This is a genomic window from Halosimplex pelagicum, assembly GCF_013415905.1.
Lineage (GTDB): Archaea > Halobacteriota > Halobacteria > Halobacteriales > Haloarculaceae > Halosimplex > Halosimplex pelagicum.
This window is the reverse complement of sequence record NZ_CP058909.1, coordinates 276701-302260: the sequence shown is the minus strand read 5'-3', so window position 1 is coordinate 302260 and position 25560 is coordinate 276701. Positions and strand designations below refer to the sequence as shown.

Here is a 25560-nt window from a genome sequence, read left to right as displayed (position 1 = left end):
AGAATTCGGGCGGTCGTGACGCGTCGTCGAACTACCGCGCTTCCGGCGGCGGCGAGCTACCGGCGGTGAACAGCGAGAGGACGGCACCCAGCGAGAGGTAGCCGAACACCGCCGAGGCACCGGCGACGAACAGGGCGCCGAAGGCGATCAGGACGTAGTTGATCGGGTCGTGGGCCGCGACTTCCGCGAACTCGCCCGGCATCTGGACGATACTGTCGACGAGCTGCGTCGCCGACTCTGCGAGAGTTACCATACGCGGGGCTTTGCATCCGTCCTACTTCGAGGTTTCGTGTGCGAGCCGCTGGCGATGTGTGTCGCTCGGACGTTCCGCAGTCGGCACCGCTGGCCCCGAGACCGTCGCGACCGCAGGAACCGCGAGGACCGCAGAAACCACACGGACTGCAGAAACCGCAAACAGCGTGAAAGCCCCCGTCCGCTCCGGTCGAGGGGTTCGCTGCGCTCCTCGCCTCGCTTCGCTCGGCTGCGGTGCTTGCGTCACCCGTCTTCCCGGAGCGGACGGCCCCTTTCATTCCCGCCCGCACAGACCGGCCGATCAGCCGACGCGGGTGGGAATGAAAGGAGAGGGGCTTTCACGCTGTTCGCGGTCGAGTCGGCGGTCGCGGTCGCTGTGTCGGCGGTCGTTCCGAGAGATACAGCGGTTTCACCCGCGCTTGCTCCCCGCTCAACTCACGGCGAGGGCGAGCCGGGTGGCGAGAAAGAGCGCGGCCATGCCGAACACGTCGCCGGCGGTCGTCACGGCCGGCCCCACGAGATCGTCGGGGTTGGCGCCGCGGCGGTAGCCGACGAAGACGACGACCAGGATGGTCCCGACGAGGGCGACGCCGGCCATCGCGGCGCCTGCGAGCGCGACCAGCGCGAGCGTCGGCCACGGCGCGACCGGTCGCCCGAGCGCGCGGAGCAATCCGACGGCCAGCGTCGCCGCGACGAGACTCGCCGCCAGCCCGTTGAGGAGGGCGGCGGCGACCGCCCTGGCGAGGCGCTCGTCGTAGGCCAGTCGCGGCTCGACGAGCCCCTGATGGAGGGCGCTGGACAGCCGCGAGCCCAGCGAGCCGTAGACGCTCCCGCGGATCGCCAGGAACGCCGGGACGACGACCAGCAGGCCCGGGACCGCGGCGAGTTCGCCCTCCATCCCGCCGAGGATGGCGCCCGCGAGCAGCCCGCCGAGGGCGCTGACCAGCAGCGCGGGCAGCGCGCCGCGGTAGGTCTCGACGACGACCGAGCGGAGCGTCACCCGACCACCACCCGGACGGCGCCGAACAGGACGAGCACGCCGAGCACGTCGCAGACGTTCGTGACGACGGGGATCACCACGTCGTCCGGGTCGGCCTCGAAGCGGTAGGCGGCGTAGGCAGTGACGACGGTCACGAGGACTGCCAGGACCGAGAGCACCACGCCGCTCAGGAGCGCGACCGCGACGACGGTCCGGGCCGGCAGCGCCGCCGTCCCGGTCGCCCGGGCGACGACCCAGGCGCCGGCGCCGACCAGCGGGAACACCGTCACCGCGAGCAGGACGGTCGCGAGGGCGTTGCCGCCGAGGCGCTCGTCGGTCGGCTCGAAGGTGAGCAGCCCGAGGTGGAAGGCCGTCGAGAGCCGCGCCGAGAGGACGCTCCCGAGGTTGCCCGCCGTCCCGATGGTGGCCGGGACGAGCACGAGCAGGGAGGGGTAACGGGTCAGCGTCGCCTCGAAGCCGTCGAGGGTGAGCCCGCCGAGCAGCTCCAGCAGCGTGAGCGCGACCAGCAACGGGAACAGCCGGCGGGTGATCCCGCGGACCGTCCAGTCGCCGGTCATCGTCACCGCGACCCGGTTCCGGCTCCGGCCCCCTCCCCACCGGCCAGCGCCCGCAGACGCTCGGCGCCGGCCCGGGTCCCCTTCGCGATGAGGGTGTCGCCGGCGCGCAGCCGCGTCTCGGGCGACGGCGTCAGGACCCACTCCGTGTCGCCCTCGGCGCGGGCGGTGCCCGCGTCCTCGTCACCGTTCGCCCTGTCCGTCCCCTCCGCCGGCTCGCGTTCGCGGCGGACCGCGATGACGAGGGTCCCCGTGGTCGCCCGGAGCGCCTGTTCGCCGATGCTCGTGCCGTCGAGGTCGCTGCCGGCCGCGACGGGAACGCTGACGAGGATCTCGTCTGACTCCTCGACGGCGGCCTGGACGACCGGGTGGCTCCCCAGCCCGCGGAGCACGCCCTCGCTGATCTCCAGGGCGGCGTCGCTGATCACCTCCGTGCTCGCCGCGATGTGGAGCAGCCCGCGGATCGTCACCGGCTCCGCCACCTCGGCGGCCCCGCGGAGCGCCCACGCCTCGAAGCGCTCCTTCAGCGCGTCGACCTCCACTTCGAGCTCGCTCACCTCGCGGGCGAGCTCGGGGTCGTCGAACAGCACGCTCCCGTAGGCCAGGTCCACCGCGAGTTCGCTCACGTTGCGCATCAACACGACCGTCTCGACCGCGCGGTCCAGGTCCTCGATGTCCGACTCGGGGACCGCCGGCCGCTCGTAGGGCTCGCCGGTCATCGTCTCGAAGACCCCCTGGATACCGTCGTCGGGGCCGCGACAGAACGACACGTCGCCGGGTCGCAGCGCCGTCTCGCGACCGGGATCGAGCAGCCACTCGTCGCCGCGACGGACCGCGAGCACGCGGACGCCGGTCTCCGTCTCCAGGTTGATGTCGCCGAGCGTCCGCCCCGCGTAGGCCGAGTACCCGGCGAGTTCCGCCCGGGCGAGCGTCTCGACGGGGTCGGGGAGGCCGGCCCGCAGCGACGCCGGCAGGCCCACGTCGTCGAGGACGACCTTCGCGATGTCGCCGGCGGCGTCGCTGATCGTCTCCGCGGCGCCGACGATGCCGAAGATGGGCGCCAGCTCCTCGGCTTCCTCCGGCGAGCGGCCGGCCATCACGAGGCTCATCCGCGCGCGCAGCTGGAGCACGTCCATCTCCGACTCCAGTTCGAGCACCTCCTCGGCCAGCGCCGGGTCGTCGAAGAGGACCGAAGAGTACGACAGGTCGACGAGCAGCTCGGCGATGTCTTTCATCTCGCCCAGCAGCTCCTTGACGCTGACCGGCTCGTACTCGACGCGGTCGTCCACGCCCTCCCGGCCGTCGCGGTTCACGGCCGACCGCGGCGCCTGCGGGCCCGATACATACCTCCGTCTCCGCCCGCGGCCCCCTTAGTTCCACGCCGGCGGTCGGTCCCGCGCGGCTCCGGACCGGTCTCGGCTCAATAGCCCTCGATAGCTGTGCGTAGCGGGTTACAAGGGGGCGGCCGCCCAGCGATCCGGCGATGACAGCGAACGACGTGCCGGACCCGAACAGACGCGCGGTGCTCGGGTCCGGCGCCGCCCTCCTCGCGTCGCTCGCGGGCTGTTCGGGCCTCACCGGAACCGACGGGGCCGACACGCGGACGCCGCCTGACCGGTCGACCACGCCGTCCGCGGCCACGGACGGCGGTCCGCTCGACCCGAGCACCTCCGCGCCGACGCCCACCGCCACGGCCCGGTCGGTCGAGCCGCTCCACCTCCAGACCACCGGGACGCTCCGGCGCGTCGTCGCCCCGCTGGCGACCGCCTGGAACGCGAACCTGCGCCCGTCGAGCGAGGCGTTCCCGGTCGTCGGTCCCGCGGTGGCCGACGCGGACGCCCGACTCGCCGACCGCTTCGCCGCCGACCGCGGGATCGAGCCGACCGGCGAGCGCTCGCGGCCGCCCTTCGAACTCGTCACCTCGGTGTCCGGCCCCGCGCGGATAGCCGCCGATCTGGCGGCCGGCCGTATCGACCTCGGCGAGACGGGTCCCGGCGGGGTCGACGGACTGCCGTCCGCGGACGCGTCGGCGCTGACCTCGCACGTCCTCGCCCGCGACGGCTCGGCGTTCGTCGTCAGCCCGGCGGTCGCGGCGGCCGGGGTCGAGACGCTCTCGGTCGGGACGATCCGCGGGATCTACGAGGGGGAGATCGAGAACTGGTCCGTGCTGGGCGGGCCCGACCGGGATATCTACGTCGTCACCGGCGCGAGCGGGACGCCGAACCGGCCGATTCGCGACGAGTTCTTCCGGCGGGCTCCGCTGGACGGTCTCGACGCGCGTATCGGACGGCACAGGGCGCGCGCCGCCGCCGTCGCCGACCGCGACGACGCGATCGCGGATCTGGCGGTCGGCGTCGTCGAACGCGGGCCACCCGCGGTCGAGGTCACCGCCGACGGGACGACCCACGGCTACCGCGACCCGGGCTACCCGACGACGCGGGACGTGGCGCTGTACGCCTCGGGGTCGCCCGATCCCCGAGAGGCCGCGGTGCTCGACGCGCTGCGGTCGCCGGTGGGCCAAGAACTGGTTCGCGCCGACCCCCGGTTGATCGCGGCGCCGTGACCGCACCGACCGGCGGAGTACAAAGTCTTTAACGGGCCGGCCGCGTACTCCGCGGCAAATGGTACTCGACGATCTGGGAACGTCGCTCCGGAGCACCCTCAACGACCTCCGGGGCCAGTCCCGCATCTCCGAGGAGGACGTCGAGGAGGTCGTCAAGGACATCCAGCGGTCGCTGCTGCAGGCCGACGTGGACGTGGACCTGGTGATGGAGCTGTCGGACTCCATCAAGACCCGCGCCTTAGAGGAGGAGCCGCCCGCGGGCACCTCCGCCCACGACTGGGTGCTCCGGGTCGTCTACGACGAGCTCGTCGGCCTCGTCGGCGACTCCACCGACCTCCCGCTCGAATCGCAGACGATCATGCTCGCCGGCCTCTACGGCTCGGGGAAGACCACCACGGCCGCCAAGATGGCGTGGTGGTTCTCGAAGAAGGGCCTGCGCCCGGCGATCATCCAGACGGACACCGACCGGCCCGGCGCCTACGACCAGTCCAAGGAGATGGCCGAGCGCGCGGAGGTGGACTTCTACGGCGACCCCGACGCCGACGACCCCGTCCGGATCGCCCGCGAGGGACTCGAAGCGACCGAGGACGCCGACGTGCGCATCGTCGACACCGCCGGTCGCGACGGGCTCAACGAGGAGCTCATCGACCAGATCGAGGACATCGAGGAAGAGGTCCAGCCGGACCGGGACCTGCTGGTGCTGGACGCGGCGATGGGCCAGTCGGCGAAGGACCAGGCCCAGGAGTTCGAGGACTCCATCGGCATCGACGGCGTCGTCATCACGAAGCTCGACGGGACGGCGAAGGGTGGGGGCGCGCTGGCCGCCGTCAACGAGACCGGCTCGTCGATCGCCTTCCTCGGGACCGGCGAGACCGTCTCCGACATCGAGCGGTTCGAGCCCTCCGGGTTCATCTCGCGGCTGCTCGGCATGGGCGACCTCAAACAGCTCACCGAGCGCGTCGAGCGGGCGATGGACGAGACGGGCGAGGAGGAAGAGGACTGGGACCCCGAGGACATGATGGAGGGGAAGTTCACCCTCCACGACATGCGCAAGCAGATGGAGACGATGAACAAGATGGGGCCCCTGGATCAGGTGATGGACATGATCCCGGGGATGGGCGGCGGGCTCATGGACCAGTTGCCCGACGACGCGATGGACGTGACCCAGGAGCGCCTGCACGACTTCGAGGTCGTCATGGACTCGATGACCGACGAGGAGCTGGAGAACCCCCGGACCGTCGGCAAGAGCCGCATCGAGCGCATCGCCCGCGGCTCGGGCAAGCCCGAGGAGCGCATCCGCGAACTGCTCGAACAGTACAACGCGATGCGCCAGATGTTAGACCAGTTCCAGGGCATGGGCGACGCCGACATGGAGCGGATGATGAAGCAGATGCAGGGCGGCGGCGGTGGCGGCGGCATGGGCGGGATGGGTGGCATGGGCGGCGGTGGCGGCCCGTTCGGCTGATTCTCCCCGGCTCGGTTCCGTCTCCCCGGTCGGTATCGCGGTCCGCCTCGCGCGGCCCGAACCGGTTCGGGATCTGATACACGAAACGGGTAACGGTGGGTCGGCCCAAACGGTGCCATGCGCGTCACGCTCATGGGGACCGGCGACGCGGTCGGCGTGCCCGCCCCGCTCTGTGACTGCGAGTACTGCGCCGCCAGCGAGCGCCGCCGCCGGCCGGCCGTGCTCGTCGAGGCCGCCGGGCGGCGGCTCGTCCTCGACATCGGCCCCGACATCGCCGACCAGCTCCACGAGATGGAGGTCTACGACGTGGACGCCTTCTTCGCGACCCACGCCCACTTCGACAACTACTGGGGGATCAACGAGCTGAACCAGGCCGCGATGACCACCCACGTGCAAAACGAGGGCGAGTTCGACCACTCCACGTTCGGCAAGGAGATCACCGTCTACGGGAGTCGTCCGGTCAGGACGTTCACGGAGGACACCTTCCCGCACATCCTCGACCACGTGGAGTACGTCCCGCTCGACGCCGACGAGGCGCTCCGGACCGACGAGTTCGACGTGCGGGCGTTCGACGTCGACCACGGCACACACGCCTTCCCGACCCAGGGGTACGCCGTCTCCGCCGAGGGGGCGACCGTCGTCTACGCCCCCGACGTGGACGGCGTCGACGCCGTCCCCGACTTCTGCACCGGCGCGGACCTGCTCTTCTTCGACGGCTCCGTCCTGGGCGCCGAGTTCCACGGCGACGCCGAGGAACTGCGCGCCGACGCCCGTCGGTTCGACGCCGACCGCGTCGTCGCCACGAACGTCTCCGAGCACATGCTCGAACGCCACACCGACGACCTCGACGAACTGAGCGACTTCGAGGTCTGGAACGACTTCGACCGGGTCGCGCTGTAGCCGTCCGTTCGCCCGACCACCGGCACTGCCAGCGCCCGCGCCTCGCCGATAGGTTTTCCCGCCGACCGCAACTTCTAGAGGTCATGAGCAGTTTGCCATCCGACGACGACGCGGTCGGGACCGTCGAGGGGACCGTCGTCCCGCTGGTCGTGACCGCCCTCGTCGGCCTGATCGGCGTCGCCGCCGCCTGGTACGTGTTCGTCCGCAGCACCGACTCGCTGGTCGACCTCCTCGGTCTCCTGGTGGTCGCCGCGGTCGCGCTCCTCGCGCTGTGGGTCGGGAGCCGGATCGCCGGGTCGCTCGTCTCGCCGTACAACGTCGCCGAGGTCGCGGTCGAAGGGCCGATCGCGCGCGAGCGCGCTGGCGGCGTCCCCGGCTCGGCGACCGGCATCGGCGCCGACGACGTGGTCGAACAGATCGAGCTCGCCGACGCCGACCCCGCGGCCGAGGCGCTGCTGGTGAAGCTCAACACGCCGGGCGGGGAGATCGTCCCGAGCGAGGACATCCGCATCGCCGCCGAGCGCTTCGACGGCCCGACCGTCGCCTACGCGACCGACGTGTGCGCCAGCGGCGGCTACGACATCGCCAGCGGTTGCGACGAGATCTGGGCCCGCGAGGGGTCGCTGGTCGGCTCCATCGGCGTCGTCGGCTCCCGGGTCAACGCCAACGATCTGGCCGAGCGGCTGGGCCTGTCCTACGAGGGGTTCACCGCCGGCGAGTACAAGGACGCCGGGACGCCGCTGAAGGAGCTGCGCCCCGACGAGCGGGCCTACCTCCAGGGCCTCGTCGACGACTACTACGACCAGTTCGTCGAGACCGTCGCCGAGGGCCGCGACATGGCGCCCGACGCCGTCGAGGAGACCGAGGCCCGCGTGTTCCTCGGGAGCGAGGCCCGCGAGCGCGGCCTCGTCGACGAACTCGGCACCCGCCGGGCGGTGACCGACGCCCTCGAAGACCGACTCGGCGAAGCCGTCGCAGTCCGCGAGTTCGAGCCCGCCCACTCGCTGCGCGAGCGGGTCAGCCTGGGCGCCCAGCGGGCCACCTACGCCTTCGGTGCCGGACTCGCGAGCGCCTTCGACGGCGACGCCGACGGGCTCCGGTTCCGCCGGTAGCCGTCCGCCGCGGTCCGGCCGGGGACGGGGGGCCTCACATCCACCGTCCGGAGCGGCGCTCTCGGGCGATTCGAGCGGCGCCGCGGGCGGAAACGGTCGCGAGGATTTTTATCCCGTGACCGCCTCGGTCGATCCGTGACAACGCTGGTCGTCTGTATCGACCGCGCGGGCGACCTCGTGGCTGGGACGGACCCGCCGATGGTAGGGCGCGATGCCGTCGAGTCGCTCGTCGTCGACGTGGGCGTCGAGGACCCCGAAGACAGCCAGGTCAACTGCCTGCTCGAAGCCCTCCGCGTCTCCCGCGACCTCTCGGAGGCCGGCGACGAGACCGTCGTCGCGGTGCTCGCGGGGACCGACGACACCATCGGCGCCGACCGCGCCATCGCCCGCCAGGTCGAGGAGCTCATCGACGACCACGACCCCGACTCGGCCGTGGTCGTCGTCGACAGCGCCGAGGACGAGCGGCTCGTCCCCATCGTCGAATCCCGCCTGACCGTCGACGCCGTCGACCGCGTCGTCGTCCGCCAGGCCCGCGACATCGAGTCGACCTACTACCTGCTCAAGCAGTTCCTCGCCGACGAGGAGCTGCGCAAGACCGTCCTCGTCCCCATCGGCGTCGCCCTCATCGCCTACCCCGTCCTCTGGTGGGCCGTCAGCCCCGGCGTCGCGACCGGCGCCATCGTCGCCGTCGTCGGCCTCTTCTTCCTCTACAAGGGCCTCGGCATCGACACCTACCTCGCCTCCCTCCCCGGCCAGGTCCAGGAGGCCCTCTACTCGGGCCAGGTCGCGCTGGTCACCTACGTCGTCGCCGCCGGCCTCTCGCTCGTCGGCGTCTTCGACGGCGCTATCGGCGTCTCGGACCTCGGATCGGGGACCCCGCTCATCCTCGCCAGCCGCTTCGCCTTCGACGCCATCCCCTGGCTCACCGGCGCCGCCCTCGCCGCCAGCACCGGCCGGCTACTCGACGAACTCATCCGCCGCGAGAGCGTCCGTTCGGCGTATCTCAACCTCCCGTTCGGCGCCGTCGCCGTCGGCCTCGTCGTCCGCGGGTTCTCCGCGTACTTCCTCGAACTCGCCGACGTGTTCGAGCCCTACCGGGTCCAACCCATCGACGTCGGTCCCATCGCCTTCGAAGGGGCCACCCTCGAACCCCCGGGCACCCGGCTCGCCCTGTTCATCCTCGCCGGCGTCCTCGTGAGCCTCGCCGGCGTCCGGTTCGCCGCCTACTTCAGCGGGACGACCGTCGAACAGGAGTTCGCCCACGGCCGCGAGGGCGGCGACTAGGCGTTGTTTCCGGTCGAGTTGACTCCAGAGGAACTGACGAGACAGCGACCGCACTCGACGGAGACCGCAGACGATGAAAGCCCTCGACGCGCTCGCTAGCCGGGGAAGTGACCGCCGGAGACAGCAAGCGATGAAAGCCCTCGACGCGCTCGCGGTCGCTGAGCGACATATCCGCGCTCTCGGCACCGCCCGCGCGGATAGAGGTCACTCAGACGACTGAACTGCACGCGAGCACGCCTCGCCCTTTCAGTCCACCAGGCACCGCGACTGCAACCACAGCAGCAACCGCACCGCGATCGCGACCGCAGACGGCCACGACCCACCCGGACCGATCCGCTCGGTCGCTTCGCTCCCTCGCTCTCCCCTCCCACGGTGTCGTCCGGCGCGTCAGTCCGCGGACTCGTCGCCGGTTCCGTCGTCGGGGAACGGCACGTCGAACCGGTCGCCGTCGTCGGGGATCCAGGCGTCGCCGTCGAAGTGCTCGCGGGCCTCGCGCTCGATGGGCGAGTGGTCGCCGGCGTAGCGCGTCGAGATGTGGGTGAGCGCGAGCCGCTTCGCGCCGGCGCGGTCGGCGATGGCGGCGGCCTCGCGGGCGGTGGAGTGGGCGGTCTCCTTCGCGCGGTCGGCCCAGTCGCTGGCGAAGGTAGCGTCGTGGACGAGCAGGTCGGCGTCCTCGGCGGCGGCGGCGACGGCGTCGGTCGGGCGGGTGTCACCGGTGTAGACGAATCGGCGGCCGGGTCGCGGCGGGCCGACGACCTCCTCCGGTTCGACGGTTCGCCCGTCGTGTTCGACGGGCTCGCCGCGGTGGAGCTTCGAGTACTTCGGCCCGGGGGAGATGCCGAGCTCCTCCTCGGCCTTCTCGCGGTCGAAGCGGCCCTTGCGGTCGTCCTCGACGACGGCGTAGCCGACGGCGTTGGTGCGGTGGTCCGTGCGGACGGCCCGTACCTCGTACTCGTCGCGGTCGAGGACGACCTCGTCGGGGCCGACCTGGTTGATCCGGACGGGGAAAGATGGGTCGTTGCCGGCGGCGTGAACCAGGTCCTCGATCCCCCCGCGGGTGCCGTGGGGGGCGTGGATCGCGAGCGGGCGTTCGCGGTCGTTGAAGTCGAAGGTCTGGACGAGACCGGGGATGCCGAGGACGTGGTCGCCGTGGCAGTGCGTGACGAAGACGTGGTCGACGGCGAAGCCGGTGGAGAAGCGCATCATCTGGCGCTGGGTGCCCTCGCCGCAGTCGAACAGCAGGCGGTCGCCGTCGCGGTTGACCAGCAGCGCGCTCGTGTTGCGCCGGGTGGTCGGGACCGCGCCGCTCGTTCCGAGAAACGTCACGCGCATGTCCGCCCCTCGGCGGGCGCCCGGTAAACGCGTGTCGGATCCCCGCCCCGCACGCTCCCGCGCGACCCGCCCCTCGACGGCCTCTATTCCACTATTTAACCGTTTCGTCCGTTCAGGCGCGTTCGGCGAGATCGGGCGTGAGAGCGGTTCCGTACGCCCCGAAATCCGACTTAATCCGCCGAAATTCGGCTTCGGCGACTCACTTTTATATGGGTATCGCCCCGGAAGAGGGGAGTACGATGTCACGGATGCACCGACCGACTGCGACCACGACGCGACAGAGTCGACGAACGGGTCCGCGAGCGGAGGTGTCGGCATGAGGCGAGCGGTCGTCGCGGTGGCGACGGCGCTGCTGGTCGTGACCGCCGGCTGTGCCGGGATGGCCGGTACGGCGACGCCCGGAGCGGGCGGGGCGGGCGGCGACGGCGCCGCGAGCGGTGGCGGCGCGAACACCGCCGACTCCGGGACGGTCAACTTCTACGTGAGCGACCAGCCCAACGACATGGACGACTTCGCGCACCTGAACGTCACGATCACGACGGTCAAGTTCCACCTCGTCGACGCCGCCGCGAACGGCTCGGCCGGCGAGGCCGGGAACGCGTCGACCGCGACGCCGACCAACGCGACGGGGACGGCCAACGCGACGGCCAACGCGACGGCCACCGTCGCGAACGGTACCGTCGCGGACGACGGCACCGAGACCGAGGCCGACGACGAGGACGGAGCGGAAGCCGAAAGCGAGGAGATGGACGACGAACGCGAGGAAGACGACGAGGCCGGCGACGGTGACGGTCGCTGGGTCACCCGCGACGTGAACGCCACGTCGGTCGACCTCTCGCAGCTGCGGGGCGCGAACGCGACGCTGCTCGAACAGTTCGACCTCCCGGCGGGCGAGTACGACAAGGTCCACATGGAAGTGAGCGACATCGACGCGACGCTGACCAACGGCGAGGAACAGCGGGTCAAGCTTCCCAGCCAGAAGCTCCAGCTCAACAGCGATTTCACCGTCGAGAACGGCTCCGAGGTGGACTTCGTCTACGACGTGACCGTCCACGAGGCGGGCAACAGCGGGAAGTACATCCTCAAGCCGGTCGTCAGCGAGTCCGGCACCGAAGTGCCCATCGAGCGAGTCGACGACGAGCGCGGTGACGACGAGGACCGAGACGACGACGAGCGCTCCATCGCGGCGTCGTTCGCCGGCAACCTCACCGCCGGCGAGAACGTCACCCTCGCCGTCACCGAGAACGGCTCGGCGCTCGCGAACGCGACGGTGAGCGTCGACGGCGAGCCCGTCGGGACGACCGACGCCGACGGCGAGCTCGTCGTCGAGGTCCCGAGCGACGCCGAGGAACTCGAAGTTGAGGTCGCGGACGGCGACGCCGAGGCCGAACTCGAAGCCGAGTTCGAATCGGGCGGGGACGACGACCGCCCCGGTGACGGCGGACCCGGCGAGGGCGCCGGGAACGGCCAGGGCGACTGACTCCGCGAGGAGCGGAGCGAACGGCGACCGCGGTCAGTTCTCGTCCGCGCACGGCACGTCGCGCTCGGCGACTTCGACCGTGCGCGAGGCCGTGGCGACGGTGGTGTTCTCCGTCGTGACGGCCGCGCGGACGGGGACGGTATCGCCGCCGTCCAGCGACGGCGGCCGCTCGGCGGTGCGCAGGATGACCAGCCGCTCGGAGCCGCCGGTCGAGAGGTCGACGGTGCGGGTCTCGACGAGCGCCCCGTCGTCGACGGACACGTTCACTCGGAACGACGCCTCCGGCGGGCCGTCGTCGCCGATCGGGCGTTCGACGAGGAGCGACCCCTCCAGGCCGGCGTCGCCCGGCATGGGCCCCCGGTCGTTGCAGGTGACGACCCCGTTCGACTCGGGATAGGGGTCGTCGGACTGGTTGCCGACCGCCACCCGCGGCTCGAAGGCCGAGACGGCGGCGTTCGCGGGGCGGTCCTCGGTCGTGAGCGCGGAGAGTCCGGCCGCACCACCGGCGACGACGGCGAACAGCAGGACGAACCCGGCGATAGCGAAGCGGCGCATACCTCGGCCGTGACGCGGGACCGATATGTGTCTTGTCACCGACGCGTCGACCGCAATCGGGCGCGAGTGTCCGCGAGACCCGTGAGAGCGGCGACCGCACCTTCGGAACTGTTTTAGGCGCCGCTGGGCCAAGACCTAGCAACGAATGAGCGACCTCGAACAGGAGTATCGACTCGACTACTTCGAGGAGCACGGCTTCCACCGGAAGGAGTGCTCCGAGTGTGGGGCCCACTTCTGGACGCTCGACGGGGACCGGGCGACCTGCGGCGAGCCGCCATGCGAAGAGTACGGCTTCATCGACGACCCCGGCTTCGGCGAGGAGATGTCCCTGGAGGAGACCCGCGAGACGTTCCTCTCCTTCTTCGAGGAGCGGGGCCACGAGCGCATCGACCCCTACCCGGTCGCGGCCAACCGCTGGCGCGACGACGTGCTTCTCACGCAGGCTTCTATCTACGACTTCCAGCCCCACGTCACCAGCGGCGAGTCCCCGCCGCCCGCCAACCCGCTCGTCGTCTCCCAGCCCTGTATCCGCATGCAGGACATCGACAACGTCGGCAAGACCGGCCGCCACACCATGGCCTTCGAGATGGGCGGCCACCACGCGTTCAACGCCGACGAGGGCACCGACTACGCCTACGAGGGCGAGGTCTACTGGAAGGACCAGTGCGTCGAGCACTGCGTCGACCTGCTCGATTCGGTCGGCGCCGACGTGGAAGACCTCACCCTCATCGAGGACCCGTGGGTCGGCGGCGGCAACGCCGGCCCCGCCTTCGAGGTCATCTACCGCGGGCTCGAACTCGCGACGCTCGTCTTCATGCAGTTCGAGCAGGACCCCGACGGCGACTTCGAGATGAAAGACGGCAACACGTACAGCCGGATGGACCGCCGGGTCATCGACACCGGCTACGGCATCGAGCGCTGGACGTGGATGGCCCAGGGCACCCCCACCGTCTACGAGGCCGTCTACCCCGAGACCATCGACTTCCTGAAAGAGAACGCCGGTCTCGACTACTCCGAGCGGGAAGCGGAGATCGTCCACCGCGCCGCCAAGCTCGCGGGCCACATGGACATCGACGAGGCCGAAGATATGGAGTCGGCCCGCGACAACATCGCCGACCAGCTCGACGTGGGCACCGGCGAACTCGTCGACCTGCTCGAACCGCTGGAGGATATCTACGCCATCGCCGACCACTGCCGGACGCTCGCGTACATGCTCGGCGACAACATCGTCCCGTCGAACGTCGGCACGGGCTATCTCGCCCGGATGGTCCTCCGCCGGACCAAGCGCCTCGTGGACAACGTCGGCGTCGACGCGCCGCTGGACGAACTCGTCGACATGCAGGCCGAGCGGCTGGGCTACGAGAACCGCGACACCATCAGGGATATCGTCCGCACCGAGGTCGAGAAGTACCGCGAGACGCTCGACCAGGGCGGCCGTCGCGTCCGCCGCCTCGCCGACGACTACGCCCAGCAGGGCGAACCGATCCCGGTCCGCGAACTCATCGAGCTGTACGATTCGCACGGCATCCAGCCGGACATGGTCGAGGAGATCGCCGCCGAGAAGGGCGTCGCCGTCGAGACGCCCGACGACTTCTACGCCCTCGTCGCCGACCGCCACGGCGGCGGCCAGGCCTTCGACGAGGTGGACGAGCGGCCCTACGCCGACCGCCTCGAAGAGCTGCCCGACACGGACCGGCTGTACTACGAGGACCAGCAGCGCACGGAGTTCGAAGCGGTCGTGCTGGAGGTCTTCGAGCGCGACGACGACCGCTACGACGTGGTGCTCGACCAGACGATGTTCTACCCCGAGGGCGGCGGCCAGCCGCCGGACCACGGGACCCTGTCGACCGACGACGTGACCGCGGAGGTCACCGACGCCCAGATCGTCGACGGCGTCATCCTCCACACGGCCGACGCCGACCCCGGCAAGGGCGAGTTCGTCCGCGGCCAGATCGACGGCGCGCGACGGCGCCGGCTGATGGCCCACCACACCGCGACCCACATCGTCATCCACGCCGCCCGGCAGGTGCTCGGCGAGCACGTCCGCCAGGCCGGCGCCCAGAAGGGCACGGAGTCGTCGCGCATCGACGTGAGCCACTACGAGTCGGTCTCCCGCGCGGAGGTCGAGGAGATCGAGCACCGCGCCAACGACATCGTCCGGTCGAACGGCCCGGTCAAACAGGAGTGGCCCGACCGCCACGAGGCCGAGGACGAGCACGGCTTCGACCTCTATCAAGGAGGTATCCCTGCCGGCGAGAACATCCGGCTCATCCACGTCGCCGAGGACGTGCAGGCCTGCGGCGGCACCCACGTCGCCCGCACCGGCGACATCGGCACGATCAAAATCCTCGGCACCGAGCGCGTCCAGGACGGCGTCATCCGCATCGAGTTCGCCGCGGGCGACGCGGCGATCCAGTCCACCCAGGACACCGAGGACGCCCTCTACGAGGCCGCCGACACCCTCGACGTGGCGCCCGAAGAGGTGCCCGAGACCGCCGAGCGCTTCTTCACCGAGTGGAAGGAGCGCGGCAAGACCATCGAGGACCTGAAAGAGGAACTCGCCGAGGTCCGCGCCGCGGGCTCGGGCGACGGCGAGGAGGTCGACGTGGGCGAGGAGACCGCTGTCGTCCAGCGTCTCGACGGTGACATGGACGAACTCCGGGCGACGGCCAACGCCCTCGTCGAGGAAGGCAAGATCGCCGTGCTCGGGTCGGGTCGCGACGGCGCGACGTTCGTCGTCGCCGTCCCCGACGGTTCGGCGGTCAACGCCGGCGAGGTCGTGAGCCAACTGGCCGGGAAGGTCGGCGGCGGCGGCGGCGGCCCGCCCGACTTCGCACAGGGCGGCGGCCCCGACGCCGACGCGCTCGACGACGCGCTCGACGAGGCGCCCGACGTGCTCCAGCAGGTCGCGAACGTCTGAGTCCCGACACGACTTTCTGCCGAATCAGTCGCTTTCCCGTCGAACCGGTCGGAATCGGCTGTATCGTCCGATAGCCTGTGTCCTGTGATTCCAGCTCGTCCTGCGCGTGCTGGAGCTGCTGGACGCCTGATCCGCGCACTCCCTACCCGCCATCGGTAGACTGAAACGGTAGGAACGGTAACACTTCGCCGTGAGTCCGACGCGACTCCGCCAGGCGGTCGGTAACTGGCGACACTGGTGGGATCTGGCGGAGGTCGCGTTCGCAGGCTGGTTGCTCGTCGTGTTGCTCGGCGGTCCGGACGCCGTCGGACGACTGACCGGACTGGGGGCGATAACGCCGGTTCTCGAACTCGCCGCGAACTGGGGACTTCAGACAGGGATCGCGTCCCTATTCGTCGGCTTCGCGTTCCTCCACCTCCGGCAGGAGAGCGATTCGGCCGACTGATCGGTCTCTGTGACGGAAACGAAGTGGGTTCTATCCGCCGCTGACCGGCGGAAAGAGCGCCAGTTCGTCGTCGTCGTCGACCGTCGTCTCGAAACCGTCTTCCTCGGCGAAGGGGTCACGACCCTCGTGGAGGAGGCGGACGTGGCCGTACAGATCGCCCTCGTCGTCCAACACTTCGGATTCGAGCGCGGGGTAGGTTTCGAGAAGCGAATCGAAGGCGTCGCCGACGGTTTCGGCGCCGGTGTCGACCTCGATCTCGGTGTCGCCGGCCGTCTCGGCGAGCGTGGCGAACAGTCGCCAGTGCATACTCGGGAGAGGGCACCGATACCCAAAGAGCGTTCCGCACTCGGGCGACAGCCAGGCCGAACGGGTTCGCTACTCGTCGTCCTCGCGGCGCTGGTCGACCGCCACTGTCCAGTCGCTCCCGCTCGACTCAGCGGAATCGTCTCCGTCGGCGTCGGCGTCGTCCGTACTGTCTCCCGACTCGGCTTCGTCCGTGTCGTCTCCCGATTCGGCTTCCCCGTCACTCGGTTCGGCTTCGGCCGCCGTCTCCTCGGAGGCGTCCGGCCCGGCGATGGTCTCCCAGTCGTCGCCGACGGCGGCTTCGTCGGACGCGTCGGTTCCGGTCAACTCGTCCACGTCGGCCCCGGGGAGGTCGCCCAGGTCCTCGCGCGTCGGCTCGGCGGACGGCTCGTCCGGTCGGCCGTCGGCTTCGGGGGACGGGTCGTCGGCCTCGGGGCCCTCGTCGGGTTCCGCGGCGCTACCGTCGGGTTCCGCGGCGCCATCGTCGGAGTCTGCGGCGCCGTCGTCCGGTTCAGCCGTCTCGTCCTCGACCGGTTCACCGTTCGACGACGGGTCCGACTCGTCGGGTTCGAGCGCCTCGATACCGGGGGCGTCCGCGTCGACGAGTGGGTCGGCGGCCGACTCCGCCGGCGTCCCGTTCCCGCCCGCACCCAACGCGTCCGTCGGCGTCTCGCCGTCGTCCGACCCTTCGCCGACCGCCCGCCCGGGGTCGATCTGCTCGTCGGGGGTGAGCGCCGCGCCGGCGACGCCGGTGCCCTCCGGAGTCGCGCCGTCGCGGGGCGTGGCGGCCGCTTCGACCTTGCGGATGGCCTCCGGGGCGGCGACGATGTAGACGGCGTCGCCGGGCGCGAGCGTCCGGTCGCGGGCCGGGAGCGGTTCGACGGGGCCGGACTCGGGCCGGATCGCGACGACGGTCACGTCGATCGCGCCGACGGGCTGGCCCGCGAGGTCGCTCCCCGCGCCGACGGTGACGGCGGCCATCGTCTCCTCGGCGACCCGGAGCACCGACGCGAACTCCCGGTCGGGGCGCGTCTCGACGGGCAGGGTCACCAGTTTGTACTCGCCCTCGGCGTCGAGCTTGCGCGTGTCGGCGGCGTCGATGGCCAGCGTCGCCACGTCGTCGACGACCCCGCGCAGCTCCGCGGTGACGACGCGCTCGAAGGGGTCCGTGCGCCACACCTGGACGAGGTCGCCCGCGCTGGCGGCGAAGGCGGGGTCGGCTTTCACCGCGACCGCCGAGGTCTCGGGGGGCAGGGTCGGACCGATGCCCGCGGCGCGGGAGCCGACGGCGAGGTACTCGACGCTCCCGTCGTCGGCCAGTTCGAGGTCGACGTGGCCGACGCCGTAGTCGGCCTTCAGCCGGGTCACGAGCCGGTCGCGCAGCTCGTCGACGGTCAGCCGGCGCGGGAAGACGAAGGTCTTGCCCGCGAGCTTCTCCTTGGTCTCGGCGGGGACGGGGTCGTAGCCGACGATGTCCTCGACCTCGTCGGGGAGCTCGACGGTGATGACGCGGCCGACGGCCTGGACGACGCGGCTGACCTCCGTCTCGACGGCGCGCTCGCCGGTGGCGACGGCCACGTCGCTGCCGAGGCGGTCGCCCACGTCGGCGCCCGCGCGGGTCGCGGCCAGCGCGACGAGGAACGTGACGACGTGGAACAGGATCCCCGCCTGGTCCAGGGGGTCGCCGCTCCCGTCCGGCGCGATGACCTCCCCGAGCGCCTGGTCGGTGTTCAGGACGACCGCGACGGCGCTGAGTCCGAACAGAGCGGGGAGTTCACCGGGGACGCGCTCGCGGACGTACCAGCGATAGAGGAGCGCGACGGCCGCCGCCGTCCCCGCGGCGAGGACGGCGAGGGCGAGCACGCGCACCGCGTTCGTCAGCGCCCGCTCGGTGAGCGACCCGCTCTGGGCGACGGGCCCGGCCGCGAGGTCGGCCGTCGTCGCGGCGTCGGCGACGAGCGTCGCGTCGCCGACCGCCGCGAAGGCGGGCCAGACGCCCGCCGCGAGGCCGTTCACGCCACCGCCTCCCGGAACGCGTCGAGTTCCCCGCGCGTCCCGACGGCGAACACCTCGTCACCGGGGGTGAGCGTCGTCGACCCCTTCGGCGCGACGGCCCAGCCGCTCGCGCCCCGCACCGCCATCACGGCGACGCCGTAGGTGTTGCGGACGTTCGCCTCGCCGACGGTCGCGCCGTCGAGCGGCCCGCCGGCGCCGACCGTGACGCGCCCGAACCGGCGGCCCGCTCTGCGGAGGAGACTGAGCAGTTCGTACTCCCGGCGGACGCCGCGGGACTCGACGACCACGCGGGCGCGGTCGGCCTTCAGCAGCGGCTCGGCGTCCGTCCGCGTGACCGCGACCGTGATCCGCCCCTCGCCGCCGGTCGTCGTCGGCGCCCGCACCGGCTGGGGGACCCGATCCTCGTCGTCGCCGTCGGCGTCGTCCTCGTCGTCGGCGCCGCTCGCCTCGGGGTCGGGCCCGGCGTCGGCGGTCGCCGTCTGGGTCTTCGCGCTGACGACGGTCCCTCGAACCTGCGCGTCGGGGGTGATGAGCGTCACCTCGTCGCTGCGGGCGACCCCCGTCGGGACCAGCGCGTTCACCGACACCGCCCGTTTCCCGTCGGGGACGCGCTTGGAGAGCCCCGAAAAGGGCGGCGCGGCGACGACCGACGCGCGGCCGCGCTCGTCGACGGTGACGGCGGCGTCGCCGAGGTCGTACTCGGTCTTGAGCCGTTCCGCGAGGCGGGATTCGAGTTCGGAGATGCGCAGGTCGGCCGGGAACGTCCACTCGCTCGCCCGGATCTCCGCACGCAACTCGTCCGAGAGCGGCGGGTACCCCTCCATGTCGGCGACCTCGCCGACGACGCGGACCCGCGCCTCGTCGCGGCCGGCCAGCGCGCCGCGCACGTCCGCGGCGAGCGTCCGCTCGCGCAGTTGCTTCAGCGACAGTCGTTTGGGGAAGGTCGCGCCCATCTGGTCGCCCCGGGAGTGGGCGTACAGCGAGATCATCAGGACGACGAGGATCGCGGTCGTGATCGTCACGGCGTTGGCCGAGTCGGTGATCGTCGGGTCGGCCAGCGCGAGCAGGCCGCCGTTGACCCCCGCCAGCGCGACCGAGAGGACGACCACACCGAACCCGGGGATGGTGACGCCGGTGAAGTACTTGAAGACGAACCCCAGCGACCACGCGACCAGACCCGGGATGATCCCCGTCAGGATGCCGAGATAGATACCGAACAGCAGCTCGACCGGGAACGAAGCCATGGGCGGTGTGACGGAATCCACCGGTAAACGTGTATCGGCGGGCGTGGCGAGCGAGACCGGGCGACGAACCCGGTCGCGGGGAGCGGTCGTCCGTCTCCCGTGACACGAACCGCCGCGGGTCGGTGGGATTTTAGCCGCTCGGCCACCTGCGGTGGGTATGGACCCGAGGCGGCTGGCGCACCATCCGCAGACGGTGTTCGTCGGGACCCGCGCAGCCGTCTGGCTGCCGACCGTCGTCGCCATCCTCTCGTTCGGGACGGGCGTGGCCAACATCAGCGCCACGTCGGTCAACCCCCTCATCGAGACGTACATCGAGATCCCCCGCGAGGTGCAGCGCGCGGCGGGGTTCACCGGCGCGCTCACCGGCTTCCTGATGCTGCTGAGCGCCTGGGGGATGCGCCGGCGGCTGCGCGCGGCGTGGTTCTCGACGGTCGTGCTCCTGCCGGTGACGGCCGTCCAGGGGCTCGCCCAGTCGAGCCAGTACTCGCTGCCGCTGATCGCCCTGTCGCTGCTGTCGCTGCCGACGGTGCTGGTGAACCACCGGCGGTTCGACCGGCGGGCGGACCTGTCGACGACCCAGCTCGCCGCGGCCGCCGCGCTGTCGGGGACGCTCGTCTACGGCACCGTCGGCGCCTACCAGCTCCGCGAGGAGTTCAACAACCTGGAGACGCTGACCGACGCGCTGTACTACACCATCGTCACCGCCAGCACCGTCGGCTACGGCGACGTGACGCCCGCGAGCCAGCAGGCGAAACTGTTCGGGATGAGCGTCCTCGTGCTCGGCGTCGCCAGTTTCACCGTCGCGCTGGGGTCGCTGCTCGGCCCCGCCATCGAGGCCCGCCTCTCGCAAGCACTCGGCACCATGAACGAATCCGACCTGGAACTCCTGGACGACCACGTGGTCGTCCTGGGCTACGGCGACCTGACCGAACCGCTGCTCGAAGAACTCTCCCACGCCGCCGAGTTCGTCGTGATAACGCCCGACAGCGACCTGGCGGCCTCGCTGCGAACCCGGGACCTGCACGTCGTCGTCGGCGACCCCAGCGACGAGGAACCGCAGCGACAGGCCGGCGTCGAACACGCCCGCGCCGTCATCGCCGCCACCAACGAGGACGCCCAGGACGCGCTGTCGATCCTCACCGCCCGACAGTGCCACCCCGGCGCCCGCATCGTCGCCGCCGCCACCGACCGCGAGAACGTCGAGAAGCTCCGCCGCGCCGGCGCCGACGCCGTCATCAGCCCCGCGGTCATCGGCGGCCACCTCCTCGTCGAGTCCGCGCTGGGCAGCGGCGACATGGAGGGGTTGGCCGACCGCCTGCTCGACGCGGATTCGAGCGACGACGCGGCCGACGACTGAGACCCGTTCCGACCGCCGAACCGCTCACGACCGGTCGACGATGACGACGTCGGCGTCCAGATCCTGGATGCGCTCGAACGTCGGCGGGGAGATCAGTCGCGAGGCCGCCGAGCGGTCGGTGCTGGCGCCCATGAACAGGAGGTCGAACTCGTCGGCGTTGTCGGCGAGGTAGCGCTCGATGGTCTCGACGGCGACGCGCGTCTCGAAGCCCCCGTCGAACGCCTCGACCAGGTCGGCGAGCATCGCCTCGGCGCGCCGGCGCTCGCGCTCGCCCGAGACGCACGAACAGACGCTGATCCGACCCGACCGGCCGACCAGCCGGCGGGCGAAGTCGAGCATGCTGTGGGCCACGTCGCTGGCCCGGCGGACCGGCACCAGCACGCGCTTCCAGCGGGTCCGCCCGGCCGCCGAGCGGTGGACGATCACGTCGATATCGCCGCGGAACAGGTCGTGGATGTAGGGCGTGAGCGCGCCGTACCGTTGCTCGTAGGCCGCCGCGACCAGGTCACAGTTGGTCTCGCGGGCGGTCTGCAACACCGTCGCGGCCCGCGAGCGCCCGCCCACGGCGACGACCACCTCGCAGGGCACCCCGACCCGCGTCTCGATCTCGCTCGCGCGGTCTTCGAGGTGGGCCGCCGCCGCGGCGACCGCCCGCTCCTCGGCGCGGTCTCCGGACGTATCGTCGGACGGGCCGTCCTCGTTTCCGCTGGCGTCGCCGCCGTCCGAGACGGGGTCGCCGTGGTCGTCGCGACCGCCGTCGGTGACGGCCCGGTCGGCCCGCCGCCCCTCGTCGAGGAGGTCCCGCTCGGCGCTGGCGACGGCCTCGTCGTCGACCACGTCCAGCAGGACGACCTTCCCGGCGTCGTGGGCGGCGGCCAGTCGGGCGCCGAGCATCGCCGTCGCGTCGGGGTCGTCCCCGCGCATCGGGACGAGGACGTGGTCGTCGCTCCCGGTCGACTCGTAGAGGAACTGCGCGCGCCGGTCGTAGAAGCGCTCGCGCCAGACGACGAACACCAGCGCGACGACGCTGCTGGCCAGCAGGACCGACAGCGCGAACACCGGCTGGTCGCCCGGGCTGACCAGCAGCCCCAGCAGCGCCGTCGAGTAGGCCGACGGCTCCTCGACGTCGAGCGCCCAGGTGCTCGCCCCGGCGAGCAAGACCGCGACCGCGGCCTGGAACGCGCCGACGGTCAGGCCCTCGGCCGCGGCCCCCGCGACGGCCCCGCCGCCACCGAGGCCGAGCGCCGACGCGAGACCGAGCGCGGCCCAGCCACACAGCGCGCCGGCGGTGAGTCCGGCGACGAACCGCGTCGGCGAGGCGTACTTCCCCTCCGGGTCGGCGAACAGCGTGTAGGTGCCCGACGCCAGCGGCGGAAAGAGCAGGAAGGAGAGCTGCTCGATGCTGTTGAACAGCAGCGTCACGACCGCGATCAACAGCGGGACGAACGCGAGGACCGAGAGGTGAACGAGGTTGCTCGTCCGCTCGACCCAGCGACGCAAGGCCCGCAGCTCCCGGCGTTCGAGCCGCCGGAGCCGCGCGAGCGCCGCGTAGATCCGGTCGCCGAGCGGGCCGCGCATGGGCTCCACTATCCCCGGCTCGGTACAAAAAGGATCGTCCGACCGGTCGGGCTGCGCCGCCCCGACGCTCGCCGACCGGGAGGACTCGCCGCTCAGAGCCCCGTCGCCGCGTCCAGAGAGATGCGAATCGCGCGTTCGACGTTGTTCTTCGCCTTCTCGGGGAGCTCCTCGTCGTCGGTCTCGCCCTTCTGGGTGCCCTCGACGAGGTTACCGTCGACGGTGCAGATGGCGCCGGCGCGCAGCCCCTTCCGCCGGGCGAGCGTGAAGACGGCGGCGGCCTCCATCTCGACGGCCAGCAGGCCCGCGGCCTCCCAGTCCTCGACGTACTCGTCGGTCTCGGCGTAGAAGGCGTCGTCCGTCGCGATGGGGCCGACGTGGACCGCCTCGTCGTTCTCCTCCGCGCCGTCGACCAGCGCCGAGAGCGTCTCGTAGTCGGCGACCGCCGGGTACTCGACGTTCTCGTAGCGCTTCGTGGTGCCCTCGTCCTTGGCCGCACCCGTCGCGACGACCATGTCGCCGATCTCGATGTCCGACTGCAGCGCCCCGGTCGTGCCGACGCGGACGAACGTCTCGACGCCGACGTTCGACAGTTCCTCGACGGCGATGGTCGCGGAGGGGCAGCCGATCCCCGTCGAACAGATCGTCAGGTCCCGTCCCTCGTAGGTCGCGTTGACGAGCCGATACTCGCGGTTCTCGGCCACGTGCTCGACGTTCTCGCAGTGGTTGGCGATGCGCTCGACGCGCCCCGGGTCGCCGGGGATCAGCGCGATGTCGTGTACGTCGCCCTCTTCGACCAGCAGGTGCGGCTGTTTCGCCATGGCCGATCGTGGGTCCGGGGGCGGCAAAACGGTACCCGTTCGAGCGGCCGTCCCGGCGGCCGCCCCGCGGCTCGGCCACTTCCCGGACCGTTCCCGGTCCCCAGCCCTCCCCACCGATGGGGAGCGCTCCGGAGCCGAACGGGGGACCGTTTCGGGAGCGATTCGAACCCCGGAAACCGCACGATACCGGCGGGGTTCGACCCGAAACGAGGGGGTTCGCCGCGGGGCGGCGGTTCGACACGAAACGGGGGTGGTGGCGGGGGAGCCTCGGCGGGCGCCCGGGCGGATGCGGGCGAGCCGTGCGGTCGGTCAGATCGCGGGCCCGATCAGGAACAGGAAGAGGTTGTTGGCGGCGGGGCCCATGCCGACGGCGGCGACGAAGGCGAACAGGAGGTTCCCCTGGGTGGGCTCGTCCTCGACGAGGTCCGCGAGGAGGACGACGATGCCGGCGGCGACGACGAGCTTGACGACGGCGAACAGCCACCCCTTGCCGACGTACGGATAGGTGGGCAGCGTCTCGGCGAAGTCCATGATCCGGCGGGGGATGGGCGTGCGCTCGCCGGTGCCGATCACGTCGACGCCGATCGCCGTCGAGAAGCCGTCGAGCGCGTGGGCGAACACGACCAGCGGGCCGGCGACGCCCGCGCGGTCGACGGCGGCCGTCCACTTGAGCGCGAGCAGGTAGTACACCGGCGCGGTGAGCACGCCCGCGCCGAGAAAGCCGACCGGGAGCCAGACCAGCGCGGTCGTCGAGTCGACCCGTCCCGCGGCGAAGGCGTAGGCGACGCCCGTCAGCGCGAGCACGAGCGCCGTTCCGAAGAACCCGAGGTAGCGGGCGATCCGACCCGTGTCGTCGAGCATCTGGGCGCGGATGACCGAGGGGAGCCAGACGGCGGCGGCGAGGAGGAACGTCGTCACGTACACCGCCGGCGCGGCGAAAAAGGGCCTGAGCACCGTCGGGAAGAGCCCGGCCTGCTCGAAGGCGTGGAAGGCGCCGCCGGCGATCATCCACGGCGCGAGCGCGAGCACCTGCCGGGACGTGACCGGCGGGTCCAGCAGGTAGAGGCCGGCGACCGACGCCGCCGTCAGCACGGCCAGCGTGACGGCGTACGGCAGCGGCGGGATCACCAGCCCGCTCGGGAGGATCTGCATACCCTGTGGCGCGGCGTCGACCGACGAAAGGGTTGCGGTCGCCGGGGTGTCGCTCGGGCGGAACGACGAGACGACGACACGACCGCCGGCGCGACCGCCGCTGCGCGCCCCGACGCCGCCGATCCGGGCGGGCTTTAGTGGTGGGGGTGCGAGAGGTGAGCCATGACCACGGACGCCGCGGACGTGACGGGCCGTATCGAGCACACGGTCCTCGGACCGGAGACGACGCCGGACGACGTGATCGCCGTGCTCGACGCCGCCATCGAGTACGGCCTGCGCGCCTGCATCCCGCCCTGTTACCTCGAGCTCGCGGACGGCTACGCCCCGACCGTGCCGCTGTCGACCGTCGTGGGCTTCCCCCACGGCCAGCACGCGCCCGCGACGAAGGTCGCCGAGGCCGAGGACGCCTGGGAGGCCGGCGCCGACGAACTCGACATGGTGATCAACGTCGGCCGGCTGCGGGCCGACGAGGACGGCGCCGTGACCGAGGAGATCGAGGAGGTCGTCGCCGCTGTCCCGGTCCCGGTGAAGGTGATCGTCGAGACGCCGCTGCTGTCCGACGCGGAGAAACGCCGCGCCGCCGAGTGCGCGCTGGCGGCTGACGCCGACTACCTCAAGACCGCGACGGGCTTCTCCGACGGCGGCGCGACCGTCCCCGACGTGGAACTGCTCGCCGAGTACCTGCCCGTCAAGGCGTCGGGCGGGGTCGGCTCGTGGGCCGAGATGGAGGCGATGCTGGATGCGGGGGCGGAGCGGATCGGGGCTTCGAGTGGGGACGTGATCGCCCGCGAGTTCCTCGACCAGCACGAGACGGCGAGCCGCGAAGACGTGAGCGGGTGGGACGACTGAGGAACAGTTCTAGTCGTTTCTGATGGCAGCGAAGTCTGTGGGCCTTCTTCAGGGAGACCGACGACCGTTGCGGACGTTACGCGATGAAAGCCCTCGACCCGCTCGCTACGGGATGGATCGACCGCAGACGACAGCATGCGTTGAAAGCCCTCGGCCCGCTCGCGGTCGCGGAGCGACATACCTTCGCGACCTGCGGTCGCTCGGGTAGGGGACGCTCAGACGACTACATAAACGCGAGCGCGCCTCGCCCTTTCAGTCCGCCAGGGTCCGCGACCGCACAGCACCGTAGACGGCCACACACCTCCCCAGCCGATTCGCTCCCTGCGGTCGCTCATCCCTCGCGCGGCTTCGTCGCGAGACGAGACTCGCGACAGCGCGCGC

Annotated in this window: 23 protein-coding genes; 11 read left to right on the top strand and 12 right to left on the bottom strand. The window is 71.5% G+C overall.

The window, feature by feature from the left end; translation table 11 throughout:
• Window positions 1–31: 31 nt before the first annotated feature.
• The 4 genes from HZS54_RS01590 to HZS54_RS01575 all read right to left on the bottom strand — a co-directional run bounded on the left by HZS54_RS01590 (window position 32) and on the right by HZS54_RS01575 (window position 3041).
• A complete protein-coding gene (locus HZS54_RS01590) occupies window positions 32–253 on the bottom strand; it encodes a DUF8024 family protein (protein ID WP_179917550.1) in 222 nt (73 codons plus the stop codon).
• A 429-nt stretch (window positions 254–682) separates the two neighbouring features.
• Window positions 683–1252 carry a magnesium transporter gene (locus HZS54_RS01585; protein ID WP_179920227.1) on the bottom strand — a complete coding sequence of 190 codons (570 nt, stop codon included), beginning with the start codon at window positions 1250–1252 and terminating at the stop codon, window positions 683–685.
• The gene (locus HZS54_RS01580) at window positions 1249–1809 is read right to left on the bottom strand and encodes a magnesium transporter (protein WP_179920226.1); all 561 of its coding nucleotides are present in this window, start codon (window positions 1807–1809) and stop codon (window positions 1249–1251) included. Before HZS54_RS01580 ends, HZS54_RS01585 begins: the two co-directional genes overlap by 4 nt.
• A gap of 2 nt (window positions 1810–1811) precedes the next feature.
• Window positions 1812–3041 (bottom strand): potassium channel family protein, encoded by a 1230-nt coding sequence (locus tag HZS54_RS01575; protein ID WP_425484387.1) that lies wholly within the window; start codon window positions 3039–3041, stop codon window positions 1812–1814.
• A gap of 248 nt (window positions 3042–3289) precedes the next feature.
• On the opposite strand from HZS54_RS01575, the gene HZS54_RS01570 reads away from it, so the two are divergent.
• The 6 genes from HZS54_RS01570 to HZS54_RS01545 all read left to right on the top strand — a co-directional run bounded on the left by HZS54_RS01570 (window position 3290) and on the right by HZS54_RS01545 (window position 9350).
• On the top strand, window positions 3290–4369 hold the full coding sequence (locus HZS54_RS01570; RefSeq protein WP_179920225.1) for a type 2 periplasmic-binding domain-containing protein: 1080 nt from the start codon (window positions 3290–3292) through the stop codon (window positions 4367–4369).
• 58 nt (window positions 4370–4427) lie between these two features.
• On the top strand, window positions 4428–5834 hold the full coding sequence (locus tag HZS54_RS01565) for a signal recognition particle protein Srp54 (RefSeq protein WP_179920224.1): 1407 nt from the start codon (window positions 4428–4430) through the stop codon (window positions 5832–5834).
• Between the two features lie 117 nt (window positions 5835–5951).
• On the top strand, window positions 5952–6734 hold the full coding sequence (locus HZS54_RS01560; RefSeq protein WP_179920223.1) for an MBL fold metallo-hydrolase: 783 nt from the start codon (window positions 5952–5954) through the stop codon (window positions 6732–6734).
• Window positions 6735–6817: 83 nt separating this feature from the next.
• Window positions 6818–7846, top strand: a complete 1029-nt coding sequence (gene sppA / locus HZS54_RS01555) for a signal peptide peptidase SppA (protein ID WP_179920222.1) — start codon at window positions 6818–6820, stop codon at window positions 7844–7846.
• A gap of 135 nt (window positions 7847–7981) precedes the next feature.
• Window positions 7982–9130, top strand: a complete 1149-nt coding sequence (locus tag HZS54_RS01550; RefSeq protein WP_179920221.1) for a DUF373 family protein — start codon at window positions 7982–7984, stop codon at window positions 9128–9130.
• Between the two features lie 73 nt (window positions 9131–9203).
• Window positions 9204–9350 (top strand): hypothetical protein, encoded by a 147-nt coding sequence (locus tag HZS54_RS01545; protein WP_179920220.1) that lies wholly within the window; start codon window positions 9204–9206, stop codon window positions 9348–9350.
• A 167-nt stretch (window positions 9351–9517) separates the two neighbouring features.
• On the opposite strand, the gene rnz is transcribed toward HZS54_RS01545, so the two are convergent.
• A complete protein-coding gene (rnz, locus tag HZS54_RS01540; protein ID WP_179920219.1) occupies window positions 9518–10462 on the bottom strand; it encodes a ribonuclease Z in 945 nt (314 codons plus the stop codon).
• Between the two features lie 316 nt (window positions 10463–10778).
• Between rnz and HZS54_RS01535 the strand changes: the two genes are divergently transcribed.
• On the top strand, window positions 10779–11942 hold the full coding sequence (locus tag HZS54_RS01535) for a DUF4382 domain-containing protein (protein ID WP_179920218.1): 1164 nt from the start codon (window positions 10779–10781) through the stop codon (window positions 11940–11942).
• 33 nt (window positions 11943–11975) lie between these two features.
• On the opposite strand, the gene HZS54_RS01530 is transcribed toward HZS54_RS01535, so the two are convergent.
• Window positions 11976–12497 (bottom strand): hypothetical protein, encoded by a 522-nt coding sequence (locus HZS54_RS01530; RefSeq protein ID WP_179920217.1) that lies wholly within the window; start codon window positions 12495–12497, stop codon window positions 11976–11978.
• 145 nt (window positions 12498–12642) lie between these two features.
• Here HZS54_RS01530 and alaS point away from each other — a divergent pair, with 145 nt between their 5' ends.
• Both alaS and HZS54_RS01520 read left to right on the top strand, forming a co-directional pair.
• Window positions 12643–15417, top strand: a complete 2775-nt coding sequence (gene alaS, locus HZS54_RS01525) for an alanine--tRNA ligase (protein WP_179920216.1) — start codon at window positions 12643–12645, stop codon at window positions 15415–15417.
• Between the two features lie 190 nt (window positions 15418–15607).
• Window positions 15608–15862, top strand: a complete 255-nt coding sequence (locus tag HZS54_RS01520) for a hypothetical protein (protein ID WP_179920215.1) — start codon at window positions 15608–15610, stop codon at window positions 15860–15862.
• A 30-nt stretch (window positions 15863–15892) separates the two neighbouring features.
• Here HZS54_RS01520 and HZS54_RS01515 read toward each other — a convergent pair whose 3' ends face one another.
• The 3 genes from HZS54_RS01515 to HZS54_RS01505 form a co-directional block, all read right to left on the bottom strand.
• Window positions 15893–16168 (bottom strand): ubiquitin-like small modifier protein 1, encoded by a 276-nt coding sequence (locus HZS54_RS01515; RefSeq protein ID WP_179920214.1) that lies wholly within the window; start codon window positions 16166–16168, stop codon window positions 15893–15895.
• Between the two features lie 69 nt (window positions 16169–16237).
• Window positions 16238–18181, bottom strand: a complete 1944-nt coding sequence (locus HZS54_RS01510) for a TrkA C-terminal domain-containing protein (RefSeq protein WP_179920213.1) — start codon at window positions 18179–18181, stop codon at window positions 16238–16240.
• On the bottom strand, window positions 18178–19425 hold the full coding sequence (locus HZS54_RS01505; RefSeq protein WP_179920212.1) for a potassium channel family protein: 1248 nt from the start codon (window positions 19423–19425) through the stop codon (window positions 18178–18180). The genes HZS54_RS01510 and HZS54_RS01505 overlap by 4 nt, the downstream gene beginning before the upstream one ends.
• A gap of 157 nt (window positions 19426–19582) precedes the next feature.
• Between HZS54_RS01505 and HZS54_RS01500 the strand changes: the two genes are divergently transcribed.
• The gene (locus HZS54_RS01500; RefSeq protein ID WP_179920211.1) at window positions 19583–20782 is read left to right on the top strand and encodes an NAD-binding protein; all 1200 of its coding nucleotides are present in this window, start codon (window positions 19583–19585) and stop codon (window positions 20780–20782) included.
• A gap of 24 nt (window positions 20783–20806) precedes the next feature.
• Here HZS54_RS01500 and HZS54_RS01495 read toward each other — a convergent pair whose 3' ends face one another.
• The 3 genes from HZS54_RS01495 to HZS54_RS01485 all read right to left on the bottom strand — a co-directional run bounded on the left by HZS54_RS01495 (window position 20807) and on the right by HZS54_RS01485 (window position 24330).
• Entirely contained in the window at window positions 20807–22360 is a 1554-nt protein-coding gene (locus tag HZS54_RS01495) for an HPP family protein (RefSeq protein ID WP_179920210.1), read from the bottom strand.
• 92 nt (window positions 22361–22452) lie between these two features.
• On the bottom strand, window positions 22453–23178 hold the full coding sequence (locus tag HZS54_RS01490) for a guanosine phosphorylase (protein WP_179920209.1): 726 nt from the start codon (window positions 23176–23178) through the stop codon (window positions 22453–22455).
• 309 nt (window positions 23179–23487) lie between these two features.
• Complete coding sequence (locus HZS54_RS01485; RefSeq protein WP_179920208.1) at window positions 23488–24330, bottom strand: DUF63 family protein; 843 nt, start codon at window positions 24328–24330, stop codon at window positions 23488–23490.
• Between the two features lie 162 nt (window positions 24331–24492).
• On the opposite strand from HZS54_RS01485, the gene deoC reads away from it, so the two are divergent.
• Window positions 24493–25179, top strand: coding sequence for a deoxyribose-phosphate aldolase (gene deoC, locus HZS54_RS01480; RefSeq protein ID WP_179920207.1), 687 nt, complete (start codon window positions 24493–24495; stop codon window positions 25177–25179).
• Window positions 25180–25560: the final 381 nt, after the last annotated feature.